This window comes from Aestuariivirga sp., from assembly GCF_044239095.1.
In the GTDB taxonomy this organism is placed as follows: Bacteria; Pseudomonadota; Alphaproteobacteria; order Rhizobiales; family Aestuariivirgaceae; genus Aestuariivirga.
Genome location: NZ_JBIICB010000139.1, coordinates 1 through 10,732, shown reverse-complemented (window position 1 = coordinate 10,732; position 10,732 = coordinate 1). Strand labels below are relative to the sequence as shown.

At 63.7% G+C, this 10,732-nt stretch carries 13 protein-coding genes; 11 read left to right on the top strand and 2 right to left on the bottom strand.

Going from position 1 to position 10,732, the window contains the following annotated elements; translation table 11 throughout:
• On the bottom strand, positions 1-293 hold a 293-nt coding region (locus ACILRA_RS13275), incomplete at its 3' end, for a DUF1476 domain-containing protein (protein WP_395662574.1).
• A 216-nt stretch (positions 294-509) separates the two neighbouring features.
• On the opposite strand from ACILRA_RS13275, the gene purC reads away from it, so the two are divergent.
• From purC to grxD, 6 genes are all read left to right on the top strand, one after another.
• Positions 510-1,289 (top strand): phosphoribosylaminoimidazolesuccinocarboxamide synthase, encoded by a 780-nt coding sequence (purC, locus tag ACILRA_RS13270; RefSeq protein ID WP_395662573.1) that lies wholly within the window; start codon positions 510-512, stop codon positions 1,287-1,289.
• Positions 1,289-1,528: a phosphoribosylformylglycinamidine synthase subunit PurS gene (gene purS / locus ACILRA_RS13265; RefSeq protein WP_395662572.1), complete on the top strand. Its 240-nt coding sequence runs from the start codon at positions 1,289-1,291 to the stop codon at positions 1,526-1,528. The genes purC and purS overlap by 1 nt, the downstream gene beginning before the upstream one ends.
• Position 1,529: 1 nt before the next feature.
• Positions 1,530-2,192 (top strand): phosphoribosylformylglycinamidine synthase subunit PurQ, encoded by a 663-nt coding sequence (purQ, locus tag ACILRA_RS13260; protein WP_395662571.1) that lies wholly within the window; start codon positions 1,530-1,532, stop codon positions 2,190-2,192.
• Positions 2,193-2,318: 126 nt separating this feature from the next.
• The gene (gene purL / locus ACILRA_RS13255; RefSeq protein WP_395662570.1) at positions 2,319-4,499 is read left to right on the top strand and encodes a phosphoribosylformylglycinamidine synthase subunit PurL; all 2,181 of its coding nucleotides are present in this window, start codon (positions 2,319-2,321) and stop codon (positions 4,497-4,499) included.
• 12 nt (positions 4,500-4,511) lie between these two features.
• On the top strand, positions 4,512-4,745 hold the full coding sequence (locus ACILRA_RS13250; RefSeq protein ID WP_395662569.1) for a BolA family protein: 234 nt from the start codon (positions 4,512-4,514) through the stop codon (positions 4,743-4,745).
• A 114-nt stretch (positions 4,746-4,859) separates the two neighbouring features.
• The gene (grxD, locus tag ACILRA_RS13245; protein WP_395662568.1) at positions 4,860-5,183 is read left to right on the top strand and encodes a Grx4 family monothiol glutaredoxin; all 324 of its coding nucleotides are present in this window, start codon (positions 4,860-4,862) and stop codon (positions 5,181-5,183) included.
• On the opposite strand, the gene ACILRA_RS13240 is transcribed toward grxD, so the two are convergent.
• Positions 5,180-5,698, bottom strand: a complete 519-nt coding sequence (locus tag ACILRA_RS13240; RefSeq protein WP_395662567.1) for a tetratricopeptide repeat protein — start codon at positions 5,696-5,698, stop codon at positions 5,180-5,182. The two genes, grxD and ACILRA_RS13240, sit on opposite strands and share 4 nt — an antisense overlap.
• Before the next feature lie 99 nt (positions 5,699-5,797).
• Here ACILRA_RS13240 and ACILRA_RS13235 point away from each other — a divergent pair, with 99 nt between their 5' ends.
• The 5 genes from ACILRA_RS13235 (at position 5,798) to ACILRA_RS13215 (ending at position 10,494) form a co-directional block, all read left to right on the top strand.
• The gene (locus ACILRA_RS13235; protein ID WP_395662566.1) at positions 5,798-6,694 is read left to right on the top strand and encodes a DMT family transporter; all 897 of its coding nucleotides are present in this window, start codon (positions 5,798-5,800) and stop codon (positions 6,692-6,694) included.
• 3 nt (positions 6,695-6,697) lie between these two features.
• The gene (locus ACILRA_RS13230) at positions 6,698-8,503 is read left to right on the top strand and encodes a DMT family transporter (RefSeq protein ID WP_395662565.1); all 1,806 of its coding nucleotides are present in this window, start codon (positions 6,698-6,700) and stop codon (positions 8,501-8,503) included.
• On the top strand, positions 8,500-9,732 hold the full coding sequence (locus ACILRA_RS13225; protein ID WP_395662564.1) for an MFS transporter: 1,233 nt from the start codon (positions 8,500-8,502) through the stop codon (positions 9,730-9,732). The genes ACILRA_RS13230 and ACILRA_RS13225 overlap by 4 nt, the downstream gene beginning before the upstream one ends.
• Before the next feature lie 11 nt (positions 9,733-9,743).
• Positions 9,744-10,106, top strand: a complete 363-nt coding sequence (locus ACILRA_RS13220; RefSeq protein WP_395662563.1) for a hypothetical protein — start codon at positions 9,744-9,746, stop codon at positions 10,104-10,106.
• A 118-nt stretch (positions 10,107-10,224) separates the two neighbouring features.
• Positions 10,225-10,494: an usg protein gene (locus tag ACILRA_RS13215; protein ID WP_395662562.1), complete on the top strand. Its 270-nt coding sequence runs from the start codon at positions 10,225-10,227 to the stop codon at positions 10,492-10,494.
• The last annotated feature ends 238 nt before the right edge of the window (positions 10,495-10,732 follow it).

The window sequence follows — 10,732 nt, the reverse complement described above, 5'->3', positions numbered from 1 at the left end:
TGGGCCATCAGCTCATCCATGGTGCGGCGGATCTGGTGGTCGGACTGCTCGACATTCTTGGCGTCAAAATCAGCGCGGATCTTGCGGAACACGTCATCGTCGCCCGCTTCCTGGAAATCGGCCATGACAACCGACTTCGCGTAGGCATCGGCCTCTTCGCCGGACATGCCGAGCTTCACGGCAGCCCACTGCCCCAGAAGCTTGTTGCGGCGGGCGGCAGCCTTGAATTGCAGCTCCTCGTCCATCGCGAACTTCTTCTCGAATCCCTCTTGCCTCTTGTCGAAGGTGGACATGCATCTCTCCCGTTCTTTACCCGAGCCTTGAAATAGCCACCCCGGGTGGCCAAATCAACTGAACAAACAGACATTGTGCAGCGCACCACGTTCGGTTAATCACCCCCTCAAACGCTTGGGGAAACATGCCGCCCGGGCAGGAACAGAACTGGCGCAAGCTGCCGTCCGGGTCTAAAGCTTCGTGGGTAGACTAGGGATTTGATGAGGATATTTCAAATGAACAGCAGGCGCACCCGAATCTACGAAGGCAAAGCCAAAATCCTCTATGAAGGCCCGGAGCCCGGCACCATCATCGTCCACTTCAAGGACGACGCGACCGCCTTCAACGCCCAGAAGAAGGCCGTGATCGAAGGCAAGGGTGTGCTCAACCAGCGCATCTCGGAATTCATCTTCACCCGCCTCAACGAGCTCGGAATCCCCACCCACTTCCTGCGCTCCCTCAACATGCGCGAGCAACTGGTGCGCGAGGTCGAGATCGTGCCCTTGGAAGTTGTGGTGCGCAATGTCGCCGCCGGCTCGCTGGCGAAGCGCTTGGGGCTTGAGGAAGGCCACCAGCTGCCCCGCTCCATCATCGAATTCTATTACAAGAACGACCAGCTCGGCGACCCGATGGTTTCCGAGGAGCACATCACCGCGTTCAACTGGGCCTCCCCCCAGGAGATCGACGACATGATGCACATGGCGATCCGCATCAACGACTTCATGGCGGGCCTGTTCCTGGGGATCGGCATCAAGCTCGTCGACTTCAAGATCGAGTTCGGCCGCCTCTACGAGAACGACATGATGAGGATCGTGCTGGCTGACGAGATCAGCCCCGATTCCTGCCGCCTCTGGGACATCAAGACCCAGGACAAGCTCGACAAGGACCGCTTCCGCCGCGATATGGGTGGCCTCGTCGAGGCCTACCAGGAAGTGGCGCGCCGTCTCGGCATCATCACCGAGGCCGAAAAGCCCGAACGTTCCAAGCCCAAGCTCGTGAAGACGGACCTGAACTGATGAAGGCGAAGATCAAGGTCACGCTGAAGAACGGCGTGCTGGACCCGCAAGGCAAGGCCATCGGTGGTGCACTGGGCCACCTTGGTTTCGATGGCGTGGGCGACGTCCGCCAGGGCAAGTATTTCGAAATCGAACTGGCCGAGACCGACCACGCCAAGGCCAGGGAGCAGGTGAAGGCCATGTGCGAGAAGCTCATCGCCAACACCGTGATCGAAAACTACGACATCGAACTGGCCTGACATGAAATCCGCCGTCGTCGTCTTCCCCGGCATCAACCGCGAGCGCGACATGATGCAGGCGCTCGAAACCGTGACGGGGTCGAAGCCCGTCTCCGTATGGCATACCGAAACGGAACTGCCGAAGGTGGACCTGGTGGTGGTTCCCGGCGGCTTCTCCTACGGCGACTATCTCCGCTGCGGGGCGATTGCCGCGCGCTCGCCCATCATGCAGGACATTCGCGCCAAGGCCTTGAAGGGGCTCAAGGTGCTGGGCGTCTGCAACGGCTTCCAGATCATCACCGAGGCGGGCCTGCTGCCGGGTGCACTGGTGCGCAACAAGGACCTCCGCTTCGTCTGCCGGCAGGTGAAGCTGAAGGTGGAGAACAACCAGACTTTCTTCACGAACCGGATGCAAAAGGGCGCCATCGTCTCCTGCCCTGTGGCGCATGGCGAAGGCAACTATATCTGCGACGCCGAAACGCTGAAGCGCCTCGAGGCCGAGAACCGCGTGGTCTTCCGCTATGCGGATGGAACCAACCCCAACGGCGCACTGAACGACATTGCCGGGATCATGAACGAGTCCGGCAGCGTCATCGGCATGATGCCGCATCCTGAGAACATGATCGAACCGCTCCACGGCAGGACCGACTGCCGCCCGCTGTTCGAGAGCCTGCTGGCGGCGTGAGTTCATGCCGTCATCCCGGCGCAGGCCGGGATCCAGCTATGGCTGCCCGAAGCTGGACCCCGGCTTTCGCCGGGGTGACGGAATTAGGGAATTGAGAATACCGGTTTGAGGCCGTAGAGATTTGACATGACCCTTCCCAACGACACCAAGATCACCCCGGACCTCGTCAAGAGCCACGGCCTCAAGCCCGACGAATATGAGCGCTTCGTAAAGCTCTTGGGGCGTGAGCCCACCATCACGGAGCTCGGCATCTGCTCGGCCATGTGGAACGAGCATTGTTCCTACAAGTCGTCCAAGAAGTGGCTGAAGACCATGCCCACCAAGGGGCCGAAGGTCATCCAGGGCCCGGGCGAGAATGCGGGCGTGATCGACATCGGCGATGGCGATGCCATCGTGTTCAAGATGGAGAGCCACAACCACCCCTCCTTCATCGAGCCCTATCAGGGTGCAGCGACCGGCGTGGGCGGCATCCTGCGTGACGTGTTCACCATGGGTGCGCGGCCCATCGCGGCGATGAATGCGCTGCGCTTCGGCGAGCCGGCACACCCCAAGACGCGGCACCTCGTCTCGGGCGTCGTCCACGGCATCGGCGGCTATGGCAATTCCTTCGGTGTTCCGACCATCGGCGGCGAGGTGAACTTCCATTCGCGCTACAATGGCAATATCCTCGTCAACGCCATGGCGGTGGGCTTGGCGCGCGCCGACTCGATCTTCTATTCCAAGGCCAAAGGCGTGGGGCTTCCCGTCGTCTATCTGGGCGCCAAAACGGGCCGCGACGGCATCCACGGCGCCACCATGGCGTCCGCCGAATTCGATGACAAGGCAGAAGAGAAGCGCCCGACCGTTCAGGTAGGTGACCCCTTCACCGAGAAGTGCCTCTTGGAAGCCTGCCTTGAGCTGATGGCCTCCGGAGCGGTCATCGCCATTCAGGACATGGGTGCAGCGGGGCTCACGTCGTCTGCCGTCGAGATGGGTGCCAAGGGCGACCTCGGCATCGAGCTCGATCTCGATCACGTGCCCTGCCGCGAAGAGGGCATGACGGCCTATGAAATGATGCTGTCGGAAAGCCAGGAGCGCATGCTCATGGTGCTGGACCCCAAGCGCGAGAAGGAGGCCGAGGCCATCTTCCACAAATGGGGCTTGGACTTCGCCATCGTCGGCAAGACCACGGACACGCTGCGCTTCGTCATCAAGCACCAGGGCGAGGTGAAGGCGGACCTTCCCATCAAGCAGATGGGCGATGAGGCGCCGGAATATGACCGCCCCTGGGTGGAGCCCAGAAAGCACCCCGTTCTGAAGGATGTCCCTGCCCCCGATGATCTCAAGGCCGCGATCCTCAAGATCGTGGGCTCGCCCGACATGTGTTCCAGGCGCTGGGTGTGGGAGCAGTATGACAGCCTCATCGGCTCCAACACGGCACAGATCCCCGGTGGTGATGCCGGCGTCGTCCGCATCCGCGGCAAGAAAGGCATCGCCGTCTCGACGGATGTGACGCCCCGCTATGTCGAGGCCGATCCGTTCGAGGGCGGCAAGCAGGCCGTGGCCGAATGCTGGCGCAACCTGACGGCCGTCGGCGCCGATCCCATCGCCATCACCGACAATCTCAATTTCGGCAATCCGGAACGGCCCGAGATCATGGGGCAGTTCGTGAAGGCCATCCAGGGCCTGTCGGAGGCCTGCAACGCCCTCTCCTTCCCCATCGTCTCGGGCAATGTCTCGCTCTACAACGAGACGAACGGACAGGGCATCCTGCCCACCCCGGCCATCGGCGGCATCGGCCTCATCCCTGACCTCGACCGGATGGCCACCATCCCCTTCAAGGCGGATGGCGAGGCCATCATCCTCATTGGCGGGCATGGCAGCCACCTCGGCCAGTCGATCTATCTCCGCGAGGTGCTGGGCCGGGAGGAAGGTGCGCCGCCACCCGTCGATCTTGCAACCGAAAAGCAGAACGGCGACTTCGTGCGGTCTCTCATCAAATCCGGCCAAGTCACTGCGGTCCATGACATTTCTGACGGCGGCCTGGCGCTGGCGGTGATTGAGATGGCCATGGCCTCCGGGCTGGGGGCAGCGCTCTCCTCCCTCACCCACGAACAACTTTTCGGCGAGGATCAGGCACGCTATGTGGTGACAGGCTCTGCCGCCATCCTGGAGGCCGCCCGTGAAGCCGGCATTCCGGCGGTGCAGGTTGGAACCGTCACCGCCGAGGCCGCATTGAAGATCGCGTCCGGTCCCTCTATATCAGTCGCTGATTTGCGCTCTGCCCATGAAGGCTGGTTCCCCGCCTTTATGTCAGGCGAGCTTTAGGGGGAACGATCCATGGCCATGTCCGCCGCCGACATCGAACGCTTCATCAAGGAGGCGCTGCCCGATGCCGCCGTGACCATCAAGGACCTGGCGGGTGATGGCGATCATTACGCCGCCAATGTCGTGTCCGCCGCCTTCAAGGGCAAGTCGCGGGTGCAGCAGCACCAGATGGTCTATGCCGCGCTCAAGGGCCGGATGGGCGGCGAACTGCACGCGCTGGCGCTGCAGACGAGCGTGCCGGAGTAACTCTGCCCTCTGAAGCCGTCATCCCGGCGAAGGCCGGGATCCAGCTTCGGGGGCTGTGGAAAGAAAGCTGGATCCCGGCCTTCGCCGGGATGACGGATTGAAAGGGATACAGAGATGACCGACATCAACCAGTGGATCGACAACGAGGTGAAGACGAACGACGTGGTTCTCTTCATGAAGGGCACGCCCGACATGCCCATGTGCGGCTTCTCGGGCCGTTCGGTTCAGATTCTTCAGCACGTCGGCGCGCCGTTCAAGGGCATCAACGTGCTGGACTCGAACGAGCTCCGCCAGGGCATCAAGGACTACACCAACTGGCCGACCATTCCGCAGCTCTACGTGAAGGGCGAGTTCGTGGGCGGCTCGGACATCCTGATGGAAATGTTCCAGTCGGGCGAGCTGAAGCAGCTTCTGGCCGACAAGGGCGTCGTCGCCTAAGGCGCCCCCAGCCTTTCCAGCATCTGAGCGATCTTCGCGGCCGTCGCCTCATCAGCGACGGCTTTCGCGTTTGCAAGGTCCTCCCGCGCGCCGGGTAGGTTGCCGATGCGGACGCGGAAGGCGGCGCGCGCCACATGAACCTCGAAATCCTTCGGCGCCGCCATAATCGCCTGATCGAAATCGGCGATGGCGCTTTCGGCGTCTTTCAGAACCAGCTTGGCCTGGGCCCGGCCCACATAGGCACGCCCGAAACCGGGATCGCCCAGGATCGCGGTCGTAAAATCGGCCACGGCATTGCCGGGCTCGCCGATCACCAGCAGCAGGCGGCCACGCTCATAGGCGGCGGTGACGTTGCGGGGGTCAGCCTCCAGAACCTCCGTGAAGGCCGCCATGGCCGACACGACGTCCCGCGCCTCCAGCGCCTTCATGCCACGGGCAACACCGTCCTCGACGGGGCCGGCCCAGGCGCTGACGGCGGCGGCAGTGGCAAAAAGGGCGGTGAGAAGCATCCTCATCCGCCTTCTGCTAGCCGCGCGGCGCATGTCTGGCAAGCACCTGGCTGATTGACCGGCGGCCGATGTTCGGGCACGCATGGAGGCCCCACCGGAATCTTCATGAACAGCACAAAAACCCGCGCCATTCTCGCCCTGATCACCGCCATGGTGTTCTGGGGAATGTCGGCGGTGTTCATGCGCACCCTCGCCCTGTCGCTCAGCCCGGAAAACTCGCTGGCGGTGCGCTATGTGCTGCTGAGCATCGTCAGCGTGGCGGGACTGGCCTGGCTTGGCACTTGGCGCATTCCAAGGGCCGACTGGCTGCGTTTCCTGCTGGCGGGCATGATCGGCATGGCCGTCTACAACTGGTTCGTGAATGCGGGTTTCGAACTCGTGCCCGCAGGCGTTGGCACGCTGGTGACCATGGTGGAGCCGCTGATGATCGCCATCCTCGCCGCGCTGCTGCTGGGCGAGAAGCTGACGCTCTATGTGCTGGCGGGCGTGGTCATGGCCATTGCCGGATCGCTTGTGCTGTTCTGGCCGGATCTGACCCAGTCCACCCCCCAGAGCGTCTCGCTGCGCGGCATCGGCTACCTGCTGATGTGCTGTGCCGGCTGGGCCATCTACACCATCGTGACCAAGCCGCTGCTGGCCCGCCATGACAGCTTCACGGTAACGGCGATCACCATGCTCATTGCGGCACCCATCATGATCGGCGCGGCAAGCGAGCCATTGCCGGTGCTGGCTGCCCGCCTCGACCTCCAGCAATGGCTCGAGGTGCTCTATCTCGTGTTCGCCGCCGGGCTGGGCGGCACCATGCTGTGGAACTACGGCATCAAGCATCTCTCCAGCTCGGCGGCCGGAACCTTCCTCTACCTCATCCCTGTCGTTGCGGTGGCGGCGGGCGCCCTGGTGCTGGACGAGGTGGTAACCGTCCACATCGTTGCGGGCGGATTGCTGATGCTAGGTGGTGTCGCCGCGGCCCAGTTCGGCCCGCAACTGCGCGGCAGGGGCTAGACGATGGATCCGCGCGCCTTCGCAGCCATGATCTTCACGGTGGTGGTCTGGGGCGTGGGGCCCGTCTTCCTGCGCACCCTGTCGGTTGATCTCGGCCCGGCTGACCATCTTGCCATCCGCTATGCCATTGTCGGCGTCATTTATGCGGCCATCCTCGCGGTGTTTGGCGGCTGGCGCATCGACAGGCAGGACTGGCCGCGCCTGCTTGTCATCTCGCTCATCGGCATGACCGGATACAATCTGGGCTCGGCCTTCGGCTTCGCCCATGTCTCCGCGGGGATTGGCAGCCTCATCATCGGCACCCAGCCGCTGCTCATCGCGCTGACGGCAAGCCTCATCGCCAGTGAGCGGCTCACCATCGCCGCCCTCGTCGGGCTGCCCGTCGGCTTCCTCGGCGTGGTGCTGCTGGTGTGGCAGGATCTGAGCGTGTCAGCCGACAGCACAAGCTTCCTCATGGGCTGCACCATGATCTTCCTCAGCGGCCTGGCCTGGGCCATCTATGTCGTGGTCAGCAAGCCGCTCATCCAGAAATATGGCAGCTACAGCATCTCCGCCATGTCGCTTGCGATCTGCTCGGCCGTGCTGGTGCCGATGCTGGGCCGGCCCTCGACGCTGGAGACGGTCGCCGCCATGCCGGCAAGGAGTTGGCTGGAACTCGGCTACATCGCCATCATCTCCACCATGGTTGCCTCCATCTCGTGGAACTGGGCAGCCGCACGCCTGACGGCGGCTGCCTCCGGCGCCTTCCTGTACCTGATCCCGATCATCGGCGTCGCGGCGGGTGCCGTGGTCCTCGGCGAGCACGTCACCTCCGGCATGGTGACGGGAGGCGCCCTGATCCTCCTCGGTGTCGCCATCGCGCAGTTCGGCAACCGGCTGAAGGTTACAGGCAGCTTCGCAGCGCTTGCCGCCGTGCTCTTCGCGGTCACCATGTGGGGGCTGATCCCCGTCGCCATGCGTTACCTGGTGACGGAGCTTTCGCCGGCAACGGCCATGGCGCTGAGGCTCTACCCGGCGGGACTCCTCGCGGTTGTGGTGGTGCTGTTCATCGGGGTGCGGAAGATCGCCTGGCGCGACTGGGTCCGCATCGCGATCGCCAGCCTGGCCGGAAACCTCGGCTATCAGATCCTCGCCGCCTATGGCATGGAAACCGTGCCGGCAAGCTGGACGGGGCTTATCTTCGGACTCGAGCCGGTTTTCATCGCGCTGTTTGCCGTGCTGCTCGCGGGCGACCGGCTGACGCCCTGGCTCATTGCCGGCATCTTCGTCTCGATGCTCGGCACGGCAGCACTCATGCTGGGGGGCAGCCTTGCGCCCACGGGCGGGGTCTCGCTCTTCGGGCTGATGCTGGTGACGATCTCCACCATGGGCTGGGGCATCTACACGGTGGCGATCAGGCCCGTGGCGAGAAAATATGGCGCGGTTCCGGTGGCGTGCCTCGCCATGGCCATCACCGCGCTTCCCATGCCCTTCTTCGTCGGCCCGGATTTCCCGGCAACACTTGCCGCCATGGATGCCACGGCCTGGACCGCCGTCGGCTTCGTGGTGGTCTTCGGCACCTTCCTTGCGACCTCCGCCTGGAACTTTGCGCTGTCCCGCATGGAAAGCTCGATTGCAGGCGTCTTCCTCTATGTGCAGCCGGTGGTGGCGGCACTGGGCGGCATCCTGCTGCTGGGCGAGAGCCTCACCTGGCCGCTGCTGCTGGGCGGCGCGCTCATCATTGCGGGCGTCGCCATCGCCCAGTTCGGCCCTCTCATGCGGAGAACGCGTTTGAGCCCCCCGCAGCATGCCAGTATGGAGGCATCATGAGCGCATCAGACATCACGCGAACCCCGTGGTACCATACCGTCACGGCGTTGCTGGTGGCGGGCTGCCTCGTTGCCATCGTCAATTTCGGAATCCGCTCGACCTTCGGCTTCTTCACCTTGCCGATCTCGGAAGCACATGGCTGGCCGCGCGAGATCTTCTCCTTCGCCATGGCGGTACACAATCTGGTCTGGGGTCTGGCCACGCCTGTGGCCGGCATGCTGGCCGACCGATACGGCTCGGCACGCGTGCTGATGACGGGTGCCGTCATCTATTGCCTCGGCCTCATCATGATGGCCTTCACCGAAACGCCCTTCATGTTCAACGTCGGCGGCGGGCTTCTCGTCGGCATCGGCGTTGCCTTCTCCTCCTTCTCGATCGTGATGGCGGCCCTGGGCCGCATCGTGCCGCCTGAGCGGCGCAGCTGGGCCTTCGGCATCGCCACGGCCTCTGGTTCCATGGGGCAGTTCATCTTCGCGCCGCTGGGGGCGGCCCTGATCGCCGCCTATGGCTGGCAGAATGCGCTGCTGGTGCTGGCCGGGCTGTCGCTGCTCATCATCCTCTTCGCAGCGCCTCTCATGGTGCACAACACCTCCTCCGCGCGCATCACCCCCGGTGAGGCCGACATCACCATGCGCCAGGCCATCGGCACGGCCTTCGGCCACCGGTCCTACCTGCTGCTGGTCTCGGGCTTCTTCGTCTGCGGCTTCCAGCTCGCCTTCATCGTGGTGCACATGCCGCCCTACCTCGCCGAGCACGGCATCTCGAAGGAGTTCGCAGGCCTGGCGATGGGGCTCATCGGGCTCTTCAACGTTGTGGGGTCCTATGCCGCCGGCATCATCGGCGGCAAGGGCGAGAAGCGGGTGCCGCTGGCGTTCATCTATCTCCTGCGGTCGGTGCTGGTGGCGGGCTTCCTGCTCATGCCGGTCACACCACTCACAACCCTGCTCTTCACCATGACCATCGGTGTCTTGTGGCTCTCTACCGTGCCGCTCACCATGGGTCTCGTCACCGTCATGTTCGGCACGCGCTACATGGCAACGCTTTATGGCTTCGTCTTCGTCAGCCACCAGCTGGGCTCCTTCATCGGCGTGTGGCTCGGCGGCAGGCTCTACGACGCGTTCGGCTCCTACGACATCGTCTGGTGGCTGAGCGTGGCGCTGGGCATCTTCGCCTTCATCGTCCACCTGCCGATCCGCGAGCAGCGGCAGGCCAGGTTCGCGGCTGCCTGAAGCGCATGACCATGCCAGGACACAGGCTGGCGCTCCTTCTGTTCGCAGCCGTGCTCGCGCTATGGCTCGGCGGCATGGCATTCCTGATGCGGCAGTCAGCGCTGCCGCCAACGGCCAGCGGCACCATGCTGGCGGTGTTCGAGCCGGGGACGCCTGAGGATGCGATATTCGCCAGCCTCACACGCGCCAATGCCCGCGTGGTGCGTCCAACAGGCCTCGGCTTCATCTGGGTCGTCTCGGATGAGGAAGCCGGGCTGGCCGGACGGCTCGTCGAGGAAGGCGCCATCGGGGCCTACCGCGACCTGCCGATCAGCCCCACCATCGCCGGTTGCTTCGCCTTCGCCGATGCCAAGGTGGCGAGCCTCATGCCGTAAACGAGCAGCACTCATGAGGTCATGCTGCTAACATATTGAATTGACTATTCAATTTACTTGACGAGAACAAATCTCTCTTGCAACCATTGATGAGTCTCAGCAACCGAGGAGGAACACAATGGGTGACAGAGACTTCGAGCGCCAGCTGCAGGGCTGGAGCCTGACCACGGCGGAAATCATGTACCGTATGCCGGATTACCGCAGCGTGCTGCAAACCTACATCTGGCAGGATTACGACCTGGCGCCCAAGTTTCCGCGCCTGATAAACTTTCTCGATTTCTGGTCGAACAACCTCGAAGGGCCGCTGGCCTCGGTGCGCGTGGCGCATGCGGGGATCGTGGCACCGGTGGACCTCCGCCATGTCGGCAGCGAGTGGCGGCTCAACTAGACCACAGGCAAGAAACCGCCAGACTTGGTGGCCCGGCGGCCTGGTGACGAAATTGACCGTGGATCAGCGGTTCTTGATGGCGCCGATGATGGCCGTCAGAATTGCGCCGCCAGCACCGCCGCCGATGAGGCTCGAGATGATGGAGCCGATGTCGAGGCCCGAGGTTGCGGCAGCCGCGGCATCCGCAGGAATCGCACCGCCGGTGAGGCGCTCGATGATCTGGCCGAGAACCACGCCG